We start from the raw sequence: 16355 nt of genomic DNA, 5'->3' as shown, positions 1-16355 counted from the left end.
AAGCGATAACGGGCAGAGCCTGATAAAATTCGCCACTCGTACCCGATGAGGTAGCGTCGGACAATTTGGGAAAAATAAGGCGATAAGAGATGACACGTGACAGAGATGAACTTTATCGGCTCGCGGGCGATCTGTTGAGGGGCATCCAGCACAGCGACCCCGACGTTCTACTCGACTTTGGCGTAAGCCCTGCTATCTACGACGAGATTCTTGAAGAGCTGGATAGCGCGGGAGAATCGGTTGCAGATTTGACGCTTCCGCCTTTCGACGTTGCCTTTACACCCGATAAAACGGGCAGAATTCCCTTGTACCGTTACGACATTGACGCTGATGCTCCGCGAAAGAGAGTCGAGTGCCAGCTCTGGTCTGGAGAGAGGAAAACTGACCTCACGCTAATTGCCGACTATTCTGACAAACAAGGGAAAACACCGCTGATTTTCCGACTGTTAGAGACGCAGTAATCCACTTCATCTTACTATATTCGACGTACCTGTACGATTTGCGAGTTCTGTCGTCTTCAATCACGCAATACTCGTCAAGAGTCACCTAATACGACGGTTCTTCGCCAGCGTTCACTGTGTTGCACATCAAGATCGACCAGCGCAGCGGCGATCTCTTCTCGCCAGCGTTTCAGGAGCGTTTTCCTACCGCTTAGCCCCAGCGTCGTGGCTATCAGCTCGCTTTCACCCGGTTTTTCCGCCAGCAGGCGTAGCGCAGGCAGCAGCAAAGTGGTGTGACTCAACAGGCGGCAAATCGCAGCGAAGCTGGCCTCCATCGGCCGATGCGCAAACGCAAACCCCGCCAGTTCACGCCAGTCGCCTTCATCCAGCTCGGTATTTCCTGTCTGCGGCAGCGCGAGGTTCAGCGGAATCAGGCGCTGTAACCAACGCCAGTCACGCGCCAACTGTCGGCTTCCCTGCTCCGCCAACTTATGCCCCGCGTCACTCAGCGGCAGTACCGCCATCGCGCTATAACAGCCACTGCTAGCCTCAAGATGGCTGCCGATACGCACCAGTTGAAAGCCGCATGATTGCCAGAATGCCCACAAGTCTGGCTGATAGCCGAAGCTAACCGACAGGTAATCCAACGCCTGCCGTTGTGCCTCGCGCGTCTGCTCTGCAATGAGTGCCCGACCAATTCCCTGTCGGCGGTATGCCGATGCCACCGCAATCCGGCTCACGCGACACGCCCGCAGCGTCGGTGCATGCCACAGCCCGGCGTGTGCCGCCAGCGACTGCGCCACCAGATTGCCACGCGGGCGCCGCCGCCCGGCCCACACCTCATGCGCCAATGATGCGGATAGCCCGCCTTCCTCCACCAGCCACAGTACGCCGCACATATTGCCCGCCACCTGTGCACTGGCAATCTGCATGCCCGGCGCATCCATCAGGCGGCGCAAATCCAGCGGCGAAGTACGGTAATGCGCGCTGCACAAGAGCGCGTAACACCCTGCCAGACGCTCAGGGTTCGTTAGCCAGTCGTCGACACGTTCGATTCGACTGTCCAGCGCAGAAGGCGGAATAGGTAGATTGGACGGCAGCGGGGAATGAAACGCGTCGGGCTCGTTGAAGAGCAATGCCTGATCCAACACCCGCTCCAGCGGATCGTTAACAGCCCAGCGCAGAGAATCGTCCAGCGTAAACGCTCGCCACTGCGGTAACGTCGCACAAAACTTCAGCAGGAATCCCCGTCCGGTACCTTCATACCCTTGCACCGTCGTGGTCATCAGAATACGAGGAAAATAGGGTAATAGCGCGGAGAGCGCGGAAGACGGAATCGCCGCCGCTTCATCAATCAACAACCAGTCGACATCAGGCGCGCCATGAAGGCGGCAGTGTGCCAACAGCGCATCCGGTGCCCAAAACTGCGCATCGGCACGCGCGTGCTGTTGCAGAATCTCCGCCGCCGCACGAGACGGTGCGGTGATCCAACAGGCTTTACGGCTCCGCTGCGTCAGCATTCCTGCCAGCGCGGATTTCCCGCGCCCGCGCGGAGCGGTAATCACAAATACGCCGGATTCAGCGGCGTTCAGCTCATGCAAGATGTGCTGCTGTCGCGCGGTCGGTTCACCGTTCGCTGGCTGCCAGTCCGATCGCACGGCCAGTGGCCGAATGACAGCTTCCTGGCCCTGCAGCCAGAGCACCACATCTTCATCGGCCAACAGCTGGCGCTGAAAATGTTGGATAAAGTACGGGGTAGCAATCGGCTGTGCTTGTTCGCACCAGCGCAGGCTGTCTTCATCCGGCAAGGTCGGCCATGTCTGCCACGGCGGCACCAGCATAATCAGCCAGCTACCAGCCTGTAGCGTGCCTGATAGCATCGCCAGCGCCTCGACGTCCACGCCTTTACGCGCATCAAACACCGCATGGAGAGACTCCCGCCCCAGCAGCGTCCGCACTCGACTGGCTGGGAGCGAGGTAACGGAATCAGGTGCGGATTCACCGATCCACAGCCAGTCGCCGGGCAATTGGCCGCTAAGCGCTAACGCCTGAGTTTCACACCAGTTCGGTTCACCGCTCAGCAGCATCAGCCGCCGAACGCCACAGCGCTGCTGCTGGTGTTGGCTGTGGAGAAAATCACGCAACATTATCACACGTGCCAGATGAATCAGGTCTTGCCAATCAGCAGGGAAAGCAGCCCTGCGGCAATCAGTGGACCAACAGGAACGCCGCGAAACAGCGCCACCCCCATGACCGTCCCCACCAGCAGTCCGGCCACAACGGAGGGCTGGTTACTCATCAGCGACACGCCGCGTCCGCCAAGCCAGGACACGACAACACCAATAAGGATCGCCAGCAGGGATTTCCAGTGCAGGAAGGAATGCATCACTTCACTGGCGGTAATTTTTCCGCTGGCAATCGGTGCCATCACGCCAATCGTCAGAATGACGATACCGATGCTCAGGCCGTATTTTTCTACCCACGGAAAATAGCTATTCAAAGGCGTGATACGTATCGCCAGCAAAACCAGAATCGCCAGTGTGACGGTCATGTTGTGGCTGATGATACCCAGCCCCGCCAGGACGAGCAGAATTAACAATGTCGGATCGAGATAGGTCATGGATGCGAGTCTGTCGAAAGTCGTCGGGTTGCGCGTTAAGCAAACCGCGATGATAGCATTAATCGGGGTCAGGGGCAGGAATCGAAATAAGGGGTAAGTCAGCAAATCATTCAGACAGAGACGAGAAGAGAAAGGCAGCTTTTCGAGAGGAAAATAGGTAAAAGATTCAGGCCGTCAGCCTATCGCCAGCCGGCGACCTGAACGTAAACGATTGCGCAGTTAGTCTAATTTTACGCCGATACGGTGCGCAACTTCTTCATACGCTTCAATCAAACCACCAAGGCTCTGACGGAAACGGTCTTTATCCATTTTGTTCAGCGTTTCTTTGTCCCACAGGCGGCTACCGTCTGGTGAGAACTCATCACCCAGCACGACTTCACCTTTGAACAGACCGAATTCCAGCTTGAAATCGACCAGAATCAGCCCAGCGTCGCCAAACAGTTTGCTCAGCACGTCGTTCGCCTTGTAGCTCAGCTCTTTCATGCGAGCCAGATTCTCTTCATTCACCCAGCCAAACGTCTTGCAGTAAGATTCGTTCACCATCGGGTCATGCATCTCATCGTTTTTCAGGAACAGATCGAACAACGGCGGGTTCAGCTCAATGCCTTCTTCAATACCCAGACGTTTTACCAGCGACCCTGCCGCGCGGTTACGCACAACACATTCGACCGGCACCATATCCAGCTTCTTCACCAGCACTTCATTGTCAGACAGCAGGCTCACCATTTGGGTTGGGATTCCAGCTTCTTCCAGTTTGCTCATGATGAAATGGTTGAACTTGTTATTCACCATTCCTTTACGGTCAAACTGCTCAATGCGCGCACCGTCTCCTGCTGATGTATCATTGCGGAACTCCAGCACCAGTAGATCGGGATCTTCGGTGGTGTAGACGGTTTTCGCCTTTCCACGATACAGCTCAGCTAGCTTTTGCATCTTTAATTACTCCACACAGTGAGGGTCAACCAATACGACCCGATATTTAACGCTTCCCCAAACGGTTGCCGATAGCGCCCGTCAATTCGGGTAGAGATTGTTGAATGAAGAAGGGTCGGATAATCCGACCCTTGGTTTATGCGTTATTTACTAAACGCCGCCTGGAATACGGCCACCAGCGCATCGTTCTGAGACTGGGTTAGCGTATGCCCTTTGGCGTCGATAAATTGCAGACTGCTGCGGTTATCTAAATCGCCGACCTGCAATTTGTAATCGCCGTTAGGCAATTCAGGATTTTTCGCGCCCAGGTCATCCCAGGTTCCGCCGCTCGGTGCTCTGTACTTGACGGAAACTGAACCCTGCGGCCGGCTGCGATCGCTAACTTCCATTCCGATTTTACTCAGCGCGGCTGGCAGACGATCCCACACCACCGTGTACGGACCGCGTACAATCAGCAGTGGCAGACCCGTGTCATCCGCCCCGCTTTGCACATCCAGCGAACCAATGGTGCGGTTTGCCAGTGCGTTTTCGCGTGCGGTTGCCTGAGCATCCAGACCATTACTGAGCGCATTCAGCATCAGGCCGGTGTAACGCTGAGCCTGATCGCCCGTCGTCACTGGCTGGCCGTTCAATTGTAATCCCAGCAGCTTCACGATCAGAGCGACCTGATAGCCCTGCTGCTGTACGGCGATCTGATAACGCCCTTGATACGGTACGTCTTCATCTTCACGCGGCCATGAGATCCAGTCGGTTGTCAGCGTTTGGCTGGCGTCCTGACGGCTGGCAATAGTGAACGCTTTGTCTTGCAACACGCGGATAACCTGAGACCAGAGCTGGCTGTTTTGCGCGCTGTTTTCTAACAACAGCGTTGCCGTATCTCCAGAGATCTGGGTGCGAGAACCATTCAACAAGGCCAATGGCTGCACAGGAGGACGAATATCCAGCTCCTTGCCGACCGCGCCATTCAGGGTAACTGGCGGTATATCATAATCCCCGTTCTGCACCGGTAAAATCATCCCGGCCGGCGTATTCAGCGCGTGCAGCGCCGGTGCCTTCAGATAGGATTCATCGCCACTCACCTGACGCTTATAGCGCTGATCGGTGGAACAAGCCGCAAGCAACATCACAAGTGATATGCCAACAACTTTCGCCACCATCGACTTTTGTAATGAATAACTCATTAAATCTCCCTAACGATTACAGCAAACCCGCTTGCTTAAGTGCTTGCCCCATCACCGTACGACCGGCATCGGTCAGCGGTGTCATCGGCAGGCGCAGCGTATCGGTCGCCATGAGTCCCAATTCCTTACAGGCCCACTTCACCGGAATAGGATTGGGTTCAACAAATAATTTCTGATGCAGAGGCATCAGGCGCTGATTTAAACGGCGCGCTTCGACAAAATTGCCCTGCGCCGCCAGCTTGCAAAGTTCCGCCATTTCGCGTGCGGCAATGTTCGCCGTTACGGAAATCACACCTTTACCGCCGAGTTGCATAAAGTCCAGACCGCTGGCGTCATCGCCGCTCAGCAAAATGAAGTCTTCACTAACCAGCTCTTGGATCTGGCTTACCCGACTTAAGTTCCCCGTCGCTTCTTTAATTGCGACAATATTTTTCACTTCAGACAAACGGGCAACGGTTTCTGGCAGCATATCGCAGCCAGTGCGGGAAGGTACGTTATACAGGATTTGTGGCAGATCGGTATGCTCGGCAATCGCTTTGAAGTGCTGGTAGAGGCCTTCCTGCGTCGGTTTATTGTAGTACGGTGTGACCGTCAGGCAACCAACGACGCCTGTGCCATGAAAGCGTTTAGTCAGTGAAACGCCTTCAGCGGTCGCGTTAGCACCCGTGCCAGCGATGACAGGAATGCGTCCGTCGCTCAGTTCCAGCGTCAGCATCACGACATCGCCATGTTCGTCATGGCTCAGCGTGGCGGATTCACCCGTCGTGCCGACAGAGACAATCGCCGATGTACCGCTAGCGACATGATAATCAATCAGTTTTTTCAAGCTCGCCCGATCGACGGCGCCTTTGGCGTCCATCGGCGTAACCAGCGCAACAATACTTCCCGTAAACATTGGCCATCCCCTCCACAAACAAGTGCTTCATGGTACTTTTGACTTCTATGCAAAAGCAAGCGGACAAGGGCGTTGTCGGTGTCTGACGCAGGTTTTTTTATGACGCAGTAAACGAAATTAAAAATGCTTCTGACGTTTTGGTACAAAAGCAGCCCGTTTACTGCGACTTATCCGTCACTCGCGGGACGTTTCAGGTTAATTTTTACTCAGCCGTTCAAATCCAGATATCATTTTCAGCCGTCCGCTCGCCGCCTTCATGACCGGTATTCAGTACGCCTTTCGGTTCAATCAGCAGCATTTTTACTTCGTGCTCGGCATAAGGCTTATGTTCAACGCCGCGTGGAACAACGTACATTTCCCCGGCATTGATGTGCACATCGCCATCACGAAAATCAATTCTCAGTTGGCCTTCCAGCACGATGAACGTTTCGTCCGTTTCGGGATGAGAGTGCCAGATAAAATCGCCCTGAATTTTAACGATTTTGAACTGATAGTCATTCATCTCAGCGATCACTTTCGGCTGCCAATGATCGTCGAATAACGCTAACTTTTGGGCAAAATTAATGGATTTATACATACCGTTTCTCCTTATGATGACGCCCCCAGACTAGCGAAGCACAGTACCGGCTGTATTGAACGATTGTGCAAGCAAGCTAAGGGGTCTTGAACATGCGCTGCCAGTGGCCTGGAGAAAGGCCAAATGCCTTCACGAAATGACGCGTCATATGGCTTTGGTCTGCGAAACCCGCCTGAGCAGCAATATCGACGAGGCTGTCACCGGCCAGCATGAGCCGCCGACAGTGTTCGAGACGGCGCATGGTGACGTAGCGGTACGGCGTCGTGCCGAAGAGTGCGCGGAAATCACGCGTCAGGCTCCAGCGATCCCGCCCGCTCACCTGCGCCAACGCATCAAGCGTAATGGTCTTATCAAAGGCATCATGAATATATTCACGCGCCCGCTCAGCCGCGTGATAGTCGAACAAACGCCGCGGATGCCGCTGTCCACCCACGGCTGACAGCGCCAGTGCCAGCTCGTAGAGCACATCATCTTCTTCTAGCTCATCAAACGCCTCTTCCATGGCTCTGAGCAACGGTTCTGTTGCCGCAAACAGGCGTGGATCGTTGGATATGCCACCGTTAACGAAGGGCAAGGGTTTGCCACCGAGTATTTTTTGAATCAGCGCGGGCTCAACGTAAATCATGCGGTACTGAAAACCGTCGGCGGAACCCGCCTCGCCGTCATGGATCTCATCCGGGTGAAGCACCAGCGTTCCCCCCGGCACGCTATTGCACAAACTGCCACGATAGTGAAAGCGCTGCACGCCGGATAACGTCCGCCCAATCGCATAGGTATCGTGCCGATGGGGATCGTAACCGTGTCCACGGAAGAAAGCCTCAATTCGTTCGAACGAGGCGGGATGCTGAGCCTGCTTTACCCAATCGTTATTTATTTGATGCCGTCGCATGATGAAAGGCGCTTTGTCTTTGGTTACCAACACATACCATAACGCGGAATCCCTACAATCACGAAATAGTGTCTGGGCCGCCGCAAGCGGCGTTAAAAATTGCTCCAGGCAATTTTTTCAGACCGTTGACAAACCTATTTGCCGAATGAAAACGGGAGTAACGGAATAGAAAAGTAAAGCGTTTGCGCCAGGGATGGCGCAATCCGAGCTTACAGGGAGGTACTTGCAGCGTCTTTACGATCTATCCGTTAATCCCGCTCTACGGACTTTGTCAGCAACCTCTAAAAATTGCTCCAGGCTTTTTATGGCGGGCTATCCCTGCCCGCCACCCTTCGGGCCGCCGCAAGCGGCGTTAAAAATTGCTCCAGGCAATTTTTTATGTTTACCATGTGATTAATGGGAAAAAAGACAGGAAGCATGATGTTGCCAAGCTCACAAGAATACTATCTGGTTATTACCGCTCTGGGGGTTGATCGCCCCGGCATTGTCAATGCGATTACCCGCCACGTCAGTAGCTGTGGCTGCAATATCGAAGATAGCCGTCTTGCTATGCTGGGCAAAGAGTTCACCTTCATTATGCTGCTATCCGGTAGCTGGAACGCGATAACACTGATCGAATCAACCCTGCCGCTGAAAGGCGCGGAGATGGATTTGCTGATCGTGATGAAGCGGACGGAGTCACAGGCTAGCCAGCCGACGCCTTCGACCGTCTGGGTGAAAGTTGACGTTGTCGACTCCCCTCACATCATTGAGCGTTTTACCGATTTGTTCGATTCCCATCAGTTAAATATTGCTGAGCTGGTTTCAAAAACGCAGCCCGCCGAGGGTGAAAAACCGCCGCAACTGTACATTCAGATTGCCGCACACAGTTCTACCCCGTTGGATAGCTCAATTATTGAGCCAGCCTTTCATCAGCTATGTACAGAATTGAACGCACAAGGCAGTATTAGCGTCGTTAACTATGCTCAATAGTATTTGGGCTCAATAGCATTTGGGCTCAATAGCATTTGGACCCAATGGCATAACGTTGCCATTATTATTGCAAAGGGCATGGGCATATCCACAGCATGAAGAGAAACAAGACGGAGAGTCGTGATGAACACACTGAAAGCCGGTGATATTGCACCGAAATTTAGCTTGCCCGACCAAGATGGCGAACAAGTAAATTTAACCGACTTCCAGGGACAGAAAGTATTGGTGTATTTCTACCCTAAAGCGATGACGCCAGGATGCACCGTTCAAGCCTGCGGTCTGCGCGACAACATGGACGATCTGAAAAAATATGGTGTTGAAGTTCTCGGTATCAGCACGGACAAATCAGAAAAACTGTCCCGTTTCGTCGAGAAAGAAGTCTTAAATTTCACGCTGCTTTCTGATGAAGATCATCAGGTTTCAGAAGGATTTGGCGTTTGGGGAGAAAAAACCTTCATGGGGAAAACCTATGACGGTATTCATCGCATCAGTTTCCTGATCGATGAAAACGGTAAGGTAGAGAAGGTTTTTGACGACTTCAAAACCAGCAACCACCACGACATCGTTCTTGATTATCTGAAAAACGCCTGATTCACCGCTTTCAGATTTTCCACCGGCACCGTCATAGGTGCCGGTTTTTCCTGATTCTGGAAAAACGCTCACGATAGTTCGTTAAATCAGATAGGCGGCACAAGACCTCACCTTCTCTTTCTGCTATACCACAGTAGACCAACATACAACGTCATCGTGAGATGCGAGTAACTCAGTCAAATAAGGCAATAAAATCACCATGAAAACGGTAACCAAAAGCGATCATCTAAGCCATATAGTAATTGAAGGATACAAATCAATTGCTAGCTGCGATCTGCGTATGGGCTGCCTGAATGTGCTGATTGGCGCAAATGGTGCTGGGAAGTCGAATTTCATTGGCTTTTTCCGACTCATCGCCACATTATTGGATCAGCGGTTACAACTGTTAATCAGTAAGTCTGGTGGCCCTGATGCATTATTACATTTTGGCCGTAAAAAAACGGAAGTGCTGAAAGGCGAACTCTATTTCGGAAATAACGGTTATAAATTCGCACTAGAACCCACCAACGACAACCGTATGATGTTCCAGCGAGAGGCGTTATGGTGGAACCTTAATGGCGATAATGGCGTTAACTCAGGGCATTTTGAATCCTTAGCCGAGCAACATCGTTCGAATATAAAAAAGTACACGCTTCCTGCCATGCGTCGCTGGCGGGTGTACCATTTCCATGACACCAGTGAAAGCGCCCGAGTCAAACAAATCCACCGTATTAATGATAATGACTATTTACGAGAAGACGGTGCCAATCTGGCCGCATTTCTATTTCGTCTGCAAAAAAATCACACCGAACACTACCAACGTATCGTAAAAACGATCCAAATGGTCGCTCCTTTCTTTGGCGATTTTTATCTCCGCCCAACGCCGGATAACCTCGAAAGCATTCAGCTTGAATGGGTCGAAAGAGATCAGGATATCCCATTTAAAGCCCATGAACTATCCGATGGCACGTTACGTTTTATTCTGCTGGCTACAGTGCTGCTCCAGCCAGAAACCTACATGCCCAGCGCTATCATTATCGATGAGCCAGAATTAGGCTTGCACCCTTATGCTATCAGCGTACTCGCCGCACTCATCAGAAGTGCCAGTGAACAGCACCAACTTATTGTTTCAACACAATCTGTTGAGTTGGTTAATGAATTCGAAGCCGAAGATTTGATCGTCGTGGATAAACATCTTGGCGCCTCCACGTTTAAACGTTTGGATCAAGATTCACTGCAAGAGTGGCTGGAAGATTACAGTTTAGGAGAGCTGTGGAAGAAAAACATACTTGGCGGGAGGCCACAACGATACTCATGACGAGGATTAATGTTTTTGTTGAAGGACAAACGGAAGAAACATTTGTTCGTGATACGTTGGCTCCTTACTTTGCACAACAGGGCATTTACCTTAACGCGATCTTGGCACAAACCAGCCGAGGGCATAAAGGTGGAATTGTCAGCTATGGAAAAGTGAAACATCAAATAACCAGGCTGTGTCAGCAAGATAAGAAAGCCTGGGTAACCACCCTGATTGATTATTATGGCCTCCCGACTGATTTCCCAATGGTTGGGCAAGGCAAATCTGTTAATGAAGATATATATTCGTGGATCGAAGATTTGGAAAACGCCTTTGATGCCGATATTGCTCAGCCTAATTTTATCGCCAATTTTTTATTACATGAGTTTGAAGCGTTGCTATTTTGCGACACAGAAAAATTCGCAGACTGGCTTGAAGAAAAAAAGCCGATAATTGAACTTAACAATATTAAGCTTGCATTCGATTCTCCTGAATCCATTAACAATAGCCCACAAACCGCTCCGTCAAAACGTATTCTTGCAGCAATACCGGAATATCAAAAGACACTGCATGGGCCGCTGATTGCCGCTGATATCGGGCTTGATACGATTCGTCGGCAATGTCCTCACTTTGACGGCTGGCTACAGCGTCTGGAAGCATTGAAACCGCCTCAACCCTGATAGATTTATCTCTGTGAGATGAGATATCTTCCATGCGGACTTCCACCTTCACCACGTTTTTCCCGCTCGGGCATTTCTTTGTCTGCCATCGCTGGCTAAGATAGTTGGCAGAATGCTTTCACGTTAGCTGTTGATAAAGGTTATCTTCCGTTATGTCTATTCGGTTAAGAAAAACGGTCATGTCTGTCCTGCTCGGGGCATTACTGGCTGGCAACCTGCTTCCCGCTCAGGCCGACACGCAGGATCGGCTACCGGACATCGGCACCACCGCGGGCGGCACGCTCAGTATCAATCAGGAACTGGCGATGGGTGATTTTTACGTCCGCCAGTTGCGCGCAGGTGCACCGCTTATCAACGATCCGCTGCTGTCCAATTACATTAATCAGCTCGGCAACAGATTGGTCAAACAGGCCGATTCGGTACGTACTCAGTTCCATTTCTATCTGATCCGTAATGATGATATCAACGCCTTCGCCTTCTTTGGCGGCAACGTGGTGCTGCATTCCGCGCTGTTCCGCTATGCCGATAGCGAAAGCGAACTGGCTTCCGTGCTGGCGCATGAAATCTCCCACGTTACCCAGCGCCATCTGGCACGCAGCATGGAATCACAGCAGCGTAACGCCCCGCTCACCTGGGTCGGCGCTTTCGGCTCCATTCTGCTGGCGATGGCCAATCCCCAGTTAGGGATGGCCGCGCTCAGCGGCACGCTGGCGGGTGCGCAGCAGGGCATGATTACGTTCACGCAGGCAAATGAACAAGAAGCAGACCGTATTGGGATTCAGGTGTTGCAGCGTGCGGGCTTCGATCCGCAAGCCATGCCGAATTTCCTGCAAAAACTGGCTGACCAATCGCGTTATGCCTCAAGGCCACCGGAAATGTTGCTGACTCACCCGTTGCCGGAAAGCCGGCTGTCTGACGCCCGCAACCGTGCCAACCAGATGCGCTCGACGCCAGTGCAATCTTCTCAGGATTTCCTGTTCGCCAAAATACGTACCTTTGGCATGTATGGCTCACCCGATCGCCCGCTGAGCAACGATCTGCTGGAGCAATGGGAGAAAGGCAACGTGCGGGAGCAATTGGCGGCGAAGTACGGTCGAGCGATTCAGTTTTATCAGGCGAAAAAGTACGATGAGGCACGTAATGTGCTGCAACCACTGCTAAGCAACGCGCCTGAAAATCCGTGGTTTCTGGATATGATGACCGATATCGATCTGGGACAAAACCGCGCATCGCAGGCGATCAGCCGCTTACAAAACGCGCCTGGCGCGCAGGCCAATCCGGTACTTCAGCTTAATCTGGCGAATGCCTATGTGGAAGGGAAACAGCCTGCTGCCGCCAGCAAAATACTGTATCGCTACACCTACGCACACCCTGACGACTCAAACGGCTGGGATCTGCTGGCACAAGCCGCAGCCGCACAAGGACAGCGGGCGGAAGAACTGGCCGCACGAGCAGAGAGTCTGGCGCTCAACGGCCAGCTCGATCAAGCCATTCGACTACTGAGCAACGCGAGCTCACTGGTTAAATTGGGGAGTCTGGAACAGGCGCGCTACGACGCCCGCATCGACCAGTTTCGTCAGTTGCAACAGCGTTTCCGCCAGTACCAGAAGTCCTGATAAGGAACATGATGATGACACAATCTTCACCCCAACTTCATTCCCCCCAACCCGCCGTGACGATTTACCATAACCCGCGCTGCTCCAAGAGCCGCGAAACGCTGGCACTGTTGCAGGAGCATCATGTTACACCGAACGTCGTGCTCTATCTCGACACGCCGCCCGATGCCGCGACGCTGGCGCAGCTCATCCGGCAGCTAGGCTTTAACAGCGCACGCGAATTGATGCGAACCAAAGAAGAGATTTATCAGCAGTTGGGGCTGTCCGACGCCACGCTGACGGAAGCGCAGCTGATTCAGGCGATGATCGATAATCCGAAGCTTATCGAGCGACCCATCGTCGTGGCACACGGCCAGGCGCGTATCGGCCGTCCGCCGGAACAGGTGCTGGAGATTCTGTCGTTGTAAAAAATGGCTGTCAGAGAATAGCGGTAAACGAGAGGCGTGAACGATCCTCAACGGCGATCTTTTAACAACGATCGTTAACTACAGACCGAGGATCTCTTTCACAAAAGGTATGGTCAGCTTGCGCTGTGCAGTGATGGAAGCATGGTCGAGCTGATCGAGCGTCATAAATAACGTCCGCATTTCTCTATCCAGACGCTTAAGCAGAAAACGGCTCACGTCTTCCGGCAATTCAAACCCGCGCAGTCTGGCACGCAGCTGTAGCGCTTCCCCTTTCTCATCATCCGACAGCGGCTGTAGCTTGTAGATTTGTCCCCAATCGAGACGGGAAGCCAGATCGGGCAGACGTAAATTCAGCTGCCGTGGCGGACGATCGCCAGTAATCAACAGCCGGGCACGTCCTGTTTCCTGAATGCGGTTATACAGATTAAACACGGCCATTTCCCACTCTTCATCACCCGCAATCGATTCAATATTATCGATACACACCAGCGCCAGTTGTTCCATGCCTTCCAGCACGTCCGGCACAAAGTAGGCGCGTTTATCTAACGGCACATAGCCCACCGCGCGTTCCTGACGCGACAGCTCAGCGCAGGCAGCATGCAGCAGATGGCTGCGCCCGCCCCCTTCGCGTGACCAAAAATAGATGTAGCTGCCATGCTCCTGATGCAAAGCATTATTGATGGCGGCAAGAAGAGACGCGTTTTCACCCGGATAGAAACTGGCAAAGGTTTCGTCATCGGGTAAGTAGAGTGGCAATGAAAGCTGTGCCGGCGTGTTCAGAATCACCTCAAGCAAAACGGGCAGGAAATCGGATCGAGTTTATCACAGAAACCAAGCCCTGTTGAGGACGCGATATGCACGGCCTCAACAAGGAAACTGACGCGGTTATGAACGAGCGTCGTTCTCTTCCGGCGCATCGAGGATCTCTTCCTCTTTGCGGAACAGGCTAATGACCTTAAATACCAGGCTCATCCCGATACCGACAACGGTCGCCAGCGCCATGCCTTTCAGCTCGGTTGCACCCAAATGCACTTTCGCACCGCTGACGCCGATGATCAGAATCACGGAAGTCAGGATCAAGTTTTGCGCTTTGTTGTAATCCACTTTGGATTCAATCAGCACACGAATACCAGACGCCCCGATTACGCCGTACAGCAGCAGCGATACGCCGCCCATGACGGGAACGGGTACAGCCTGAATCGCCGCCGCCAGTTTACCCACGCAGGAGAGCAGAATCGCGAGGATCGCCGCACCGCCGATCACCCAGGTGCTGTACACTTTGGTAATTGCCAGCACGCCGATATTTTCGCCATAGGTTGTGTTCGGCGTGGAGCCAAAGAAGCCGGACAGCACGGTAGAAATGCCGTTGGCGAACATGGAGCGGTGCAGCCCCGGTTCACGCATCAAATCTTTCTTCACGATATTCGCCGTCACCACCAGATGGCCGACGTGTTCTGCAATCACCACCAGCGCCGCAGGCAGAATCGCCAGAATGGCAAACCACTCAAAACGCGGCGTATAGAATGTCGGCATCGCGAACCAGTGAGCTTCACGAATCGGAGTCAAATCCACCACGCCCAGCGCAAACGACAGCGCATAGCCTGCCAGCACCCCGATCAGAATTGGAATGATCGCCAGGAAACCACGAAACAGCACCGATCCCAGAATGGTGATCGCCAGTGTCGCCAGTGAAATCGTCACCGCAGTGGAATCGACAGAAGCGCCATCGGCAGGCAGTAACCCTGCCATTCCCGCCGCCACACCGGCCAGTTCAAGGCCGATAACCGCGACGATCGCTCCCATCGCCGCAGGCGGGAACAACACATTCAACCAGCCAGTCCCCGCTTTCTTAACAATCAGCGCCACCAGACAAAACAGCACGCCGCACATAATGAAGCCGCCCAGCGCGACTTCATATCCCAGTGGTAATAGCAGTAAAACCGGAGAAATGAACGCGAAGCTCGATCCCAGATAGGCCGGGATTTTTCCCTTACAAATGAATAAATACAGCAGCGTACCGACACCGTTGAATAACAGTACGGTGGCCGGATTAATCTTGAACAGAATGGGTACCAGAACGGTAGCGCCAAACATCGCAAACAGATGCTGGAAACTCAACGGGATGGTTTGTAACAAGGGTGGTCGTTCACTTACCCCGATGGCGCGACGAGTCATCTTCAATATCCTCTGTAGTGTTGTTATGTCGTGTTGTTATGTCGTGTTGTTATGTCGTGTTGTTATGTCGTGTTGTTATGTCGTGTTGTTATGTCGTGTTGTTATCTAGTATTGCTATTTATGTGTGCAGGTATACCGCACTTCTTATTTACAGCCAGACTTACCCCGCCCCACCGTGGTGAAGCAGGATGATGTTGACTGCTGATGTAATAAAAAAACCGACTATGGCCTAACACAGGCAGTGGCGAACCATAGGAAATACTTAGGTTCCCGCCAAAAAAAAGCCGACTAATAAGTCGGCTTACCTGTTATTTCGTACCAAATATTTTATCGCCCGCATCGCCCAGGCCCGGCATGATGTAACCCTGCTCGTTGAGGCCTTTATCAATGGATGCCGTGTAAAGCTCAATATCCGGGTGGGCTTTTTCCAGTGCGGCAATCCCTTCTGGCGCCGCGACCAGCACCAACACCTTAATGCTGTGACAGCCTGCTTTTTTCAGCAGATCGATCGTCGCGATCATTGAGCCGCCGGTCGCCAGCATGGGGTCAACCACCAGCGCCATGCGTTCTTCGATATTGGACACCAGCTTCTGGAAATAAGGAACAGGCTCCAGCGTTTCTTCATCACGATAGATGCCGACAACGCTGATACGCGCGCTAGGGACATTTTCCAGCACGCCTTCCATCATCCCCAACCCTGCACGCAGAATTGGTACGACGGTAATTTTCTTGCCTTTGATCTGATCGACTTCAACCGGACCGCACCAGCCATCAATGGTGACCTTCTCAGTGACCAGATCGGCGGTGGCTTCATAAGTCAGTAAACTTCCCACTTCGGAAGCCAGCTCACGAAAACGCTTCGTGCTAATATCGTTCTCTCGCATCAAACCCAGTTTGTGTTTGACGAGTGGGTGTTTCACCTCGACGATCTTCATCTTTATCTCCCCATCGGCTAGTGGACGGACAAAAACGCCAAGCGCGTTTTTAAACACCGCTTGCGGCGGCCCGCAGGGCGGCGGGCACAAGAGCCCGTCGTAAAAAAATCGCGGGATTATACCGCCTTTTTTGCTTAGCGCCATACGATTAAGCCTGATCCAGATCAA

The 16355-nt window shown here is 52.7% G+C and carries 17 protein-coding genes; 7 read left to right on the top strand and 10 right to left on the bottom strand.

Annotated elements, in window-relative coordinates:
- Positions 1-89: 89 nt before the first annotated feature.
- Positions 90-461, top strand: coding sequence for a hypothetical protein (locus NAL19_RS05700; protein WP_225087289.1), 372 nt, complete (start codon positions 90-92; stop codon positions 459-461).
- Between the two features lie 74 nt (positions 462-535).
- On the opposite strand, the gene NAL19_RS05695 is transcribed toward NAL19_RS05700, so the two are convergent.
- The 7 genes from NAL19_RS05695 to NAL19_RS05665 all read right to left on the bottom strand — a co-directional run bounded on the left by NAL19_RS05695 (position 536) and on the right by NAL19_RS05665 (position 7535).
- Positions 536-2587 (bottom strand): tRNA(Met) cytidine acetyltransferase TmcA, encoded by a 2052-nt coding sequence (locus NAL19_RS05695; protein WP_263059040.1) that lies wholly within the window; start codon positions 2585-2587, stop codon positions 536-538.
- A gap of 20 nt (positions 2588-2607) precedes the next feature.
- Positions 2608-3060: a DUF441 domain-containing protein gene (locus NAL19_RS05690; RefSeq protein ID WP_010301569.1), complete on the bottom strand. Its 453-nt coding sequence runs from the start codon at positions 3058-3060 to the stop codon at positions 2608-2610.
- A 219-nt stretch (positions 3061-3279) separates the two neighbouring features.
- Positions 3280-3993: a phosphoribosylaminoimidazolesuccinocarboxamide synthase gene (gene purC / locus NAL19_RS05685; RefSeq protein WP_010286515.1), complete on the bottom strand. Its 714-nt coding sequence runs from the start codon at positions 3991-3993 to the stop codon at positions 3280-3282.
- A gap of 143 nt (positions 3994-4136) precedes the next feature.
- Positions 4137-5174, bottom strand: coding sequence for an outer membrane protein assembly factor BamC (bamC, locus tag NAL19_RS05680; RefSeq protein ID WP_225087287.1), 1038 nt, complete (start codon positions 5172-5174; stop codon positions 4137-4139).
- Between the two features lie 16 nt (positions 5175-5190).
- Positions 5191-6069: a 4-hydroxy-tetrahydrodipicolinate synthase gene (gene dapA / locus NAL19_RS05675; protein ID WP_180742319.1), complete on the bottom strand. Its 879-nt coding sequence runs from the start codon at positions 6067-6069 to the stop codon at positions 5191-5193.
- A 214-nt stretch (positions 6070-6283) separates the two neighbouring features.
- A complete protein-coding gene (locus NAL19_RS05670) occupies positions 6284-6646 on the bottom strand; it encodes a cupin domain-containing protein (protein WP_225087286.1) in 363 nt (120 codons plus the stop codon).
- 76 nt (positions 6647-6722) lie between these two features.
- The gene (locus tag NAL19_RS05665) at positions 6723-7535 is read right to left on the bottom strand and encodes an AraC family transcriptional regulator (RefSeq protein ID WP_263059034.1); all 813 of its coding nucleotides are present in this window, start codon (positions 7533-7535) and stop codon (positions 6723-6725) included.
- A gap of 420 nt (positions 7536-7955) precedes the next feature.
- On the opposite strand from NAL19_RS05665, the gene NAL19_RS05660 reads away from it, so the two are divergent.
- The 6 genes from NAL19_RS05660 to arsC all read left to right on the top strand — a co-directional run bounded on the left by NAL19_RS05660 (position 7956) and on the right by arsC (position 13077).
- Positions 7956-8507, top strand: coding sequence for a glycine cleavage system transcriptional repressor (locus NAL19_RS05660; RefSeq protein WP_263059671.1), 552 nt, complete (start codon positions 7956-7958; stop codon positions 8505-8507).
- 123 nt (positions 8508-8630) lie between these two features.
- Positions 8631-9098 (top strand): thioredoxin-dependent thiol peroxidase, encoded by a 468-nt coding sequence (gene bcp / locus NAL19_RS05655; RefSeq protein ID WP_015839422.1) that lies wholly within the window; start codon positions 8631-8633, stop codon positions 9096-9098.
- A 199-nt stretch (positions 9099-9297) separates the two neighbouring features.
- Positions 9298-10395 (top strand): AAA family ATPase, encoded by a 1098-nt coding sequence (locus tag NAL19_RS05650; RefSeq protein ID WP_225087284.1) that lies wholly within the window; start codon positions 9298-9300, stop codon positions 10393-10395.
- A complete protein-coding gene (locus NAL19_RS05645) occupies positions 10392-11054 on the top strand; it encodes a DUF4276 family protein (protein WP_263059670.1) in 663 nt (220 codons plus the stop codon). Before NAL19_RS05650 ends, NAL19_RS05645 begins: the two co-directional genes overlap by 4 nt.
- A gap of 179 nt (positions 11055-11233) precedes the next feature.
- Positions 11234-12670, top strand: coding sequence for a M48 family metalloprotease (locus NAL19_RS05640; RefSeq protein WP_411561417.1), 1437 nt, complete (start codon positions 11234-11236; stop codon positions 12668-12670).
- A 14-nt stretch (positions 12671-12684) separates the two neighbouring features.
- Complete coding sequence (gene arsC / locus NAL19_RS05635; protein WP_263059669.1) at positions 12685-13077, top strand: arsenate reductase (glutaredoxin); 393 nt, start codon at positions 12685-12687, stop codon at positions 13075-13077.
- Between the two features lie 78 nt (positions 13078-13155).
- Here arsC and hda read toward each other — a convergent pair whose 3' ends face one another.
- The 3 genes from hda to upp form a co-directional block, all read right to left on the bottom strand.
- Complete coding sequence (gene hda, locus NAL19_RS05630; RefSeq protein ID WP_180742315.1) at positions 13156-13863, bottom strand: DnaA inactivator Hda; 708 nt, start codon at positions 13861-13863, stop codon at positions 13156-13158.
- 99 nt (positions 13864-13962) lie between these two features.
- Positions 13963-15252, bottom strand: a complete 1290-nt coding sequence (gene uraA / locus NAL19_RS05625) for a uracil permease (protein ID WP_014914592.1) — start codon at positions 15250-15252, stop codon at positions 13963-13965.
- A gap of 308 nt (positions 15253-15560) precedes the next feature.
- Positions 15561-16187: a uracil phosphoribosyltransferase gene (upp, locus tag NAL19_RS05620; RefSeq protein ID WP_180742314.1), complete on the bottom strand. Its 627-nt coding sequence runs from the start codon at positions 16185-16187 to the stop codon at positions 15561-15563.
- Positions 16188-16355 lie beyond the last annotated feature (168 nt).

This window comes from Pectobacterium sp. F1-1 (assembly GCF_025643735.1).
Lineage (GTDB): Bacteria > Pseudomonadota > Gammaproteobacteria > Enterobacterales > Enterobacteriaceae > Pectobacterium > Pectobacterium colocasium.
The sequence above is the reverse complement of the archived record's forward strand: the minus strand, read 5'-3'. Positions and strand labels throughout refer to the sequence as shown.

Coding starts and splice junctions, on each gene's coding strand:
- bcp (WP_015839422.1), top strand. CDS start 8,631: ATGAACACACTGAAAGCCGGTGATATTGCACCGAAATTTAGCTTGCCC.
- NAL19_RS05660 (WP_263059671.1), top strand. CDS start 7,956: ATGTTGCCAAGCTCACAAGAATACTATCTGGTTATTACCGCTCTGGGG.
- NAL19_RS05695 (WP_263059040.1), bottom strand. CDS start 2,587: ATGTTGCGTGATTTTCTCCACAGCCAACACCAGCAGCAGCGCTGTGGC.
- NAL19_RS05640 (WP_411561417.1), top strand. CDS start 11,234: ATGTCTGTCCTGCTCGGGGCATTACTGGCTGGCAACCTGCTTCCCGCT.
- NAL19_RS05650 (WP_225087284.1), top strand. CDS start 9,298: ATGAAAACGGTAACCAAAAGCGATCATCTAAGCCATATAGTAATTGAA.
- dapA (WP_180742319.1), bottom strand. CDS start 6,069: ATGTTTACGGGAAGTATTGTTGCGCTGGTTACGCCGATGGACGCCAAA.
- uraA (WP_014914592.1), bottom strand. CDS start 15,252: ATGACTCGTCGCGCCATCGGGGTAAGTGAACGACCACCCTTGTTACAA.
- NAL19_RS05670 (WP_225087286.1), bottom strand. CDS start 6,646: ATGTATAAATCCATTAATTTTGCCCAAAAGTTAGCGTTATTCGACGAT.
- NAL19_RS05700 (WP_225087289.1), top strand. CDS start 90: ATGACACGTGACAGAGATGAACTTTATCGGCTCGCGGGCGATCTGTTG.
- bamC (WP_225087287.1), bottom strand. CDS start 5,174: ATGAGTTATTCATTACAAAAGTCGATGGTGGCGAAAGTTGTTGGCATA.
- NAL19_RS05665 (WP_263059034.1), bottom strand. CDS start 7,535: ATGCGACGGCATCAAATAAATAACGATTGGGTAAAGCAGGCTCAGCAT.
- NAL19_RS05690 (WP_010301569.1), bottom strand. CDS start 3,060: ATGACCTATCTCGATCCGACATTGTTAATTCTGCTCGTCCTGGCGGGG.
- arsC (WP_263059669.1), top strand. CDS start 12,685: ATGACACAATCTTCACCCCAACTTCATTCCCCCCAACCCGCCGTGACG.
- NAL19_RS05645 (WP_263059670.1), top strand. CDS start 10,392: ATGACGAGGATTAATGTTTTTGTTGAAGGACAAACGGAAGAAACATTT.
- upp (WP_180742314.1), bottom strand. CDS start 16,187: ATGAAGATCGTCGAGGTGAAACACCCACTCGTCAAACACAAACTGGGT.
- purC (WP_010286515.1), bottom strand. CDS start 3,993: ATGCAAAAGCTAGCTGAGCTGTATCGTGGAAAGGCGAAAACCGTCTAC.